Here is a 221-nt window from a genome sequence, read left to right as displayed (position 1 = left end):
ATGTATTTCCCCGCATACGGGTGGTTACGAATAGCAATAACTCGACCGTCACCGGTTGAATAAACTGGCGACCCTACGGGTGTTGCGAAGTCAGTACCATTATGCGGAGATATACGTCCGGTCACTGGGTGCTTACGGTACGGGTTAAATGGCGAAGTAATTCTTCGGAATTGTTTGTCTATTGGGTAGCGATTGAACGCTTGCTCAAGGCTGTTACCCTC

1 pseudogene is annotated in these 221 nt (G+C 48.9%); it reads right to left on the bottom strand.

The features are described 5' to 3' along the window. A pseudogene (locus AB4512_RS25105) lies at nt 1-221 on the bottom strand (peptidase M23); the annotation flags it as partial.

It is taken from the genome of Vibrio sp. 10N.222.52.B7 (assembly GCF_041474275.1).
GTDB lineage: Bacteria > Pseudomonadota > Gammaproteobacteria > Enterobacterales > Vibrionaceae > Vibrio > Vibrio crassostreae_C.
This window is presented reverse-complemented; position numbering and strand designations above follow the sequence as displayed.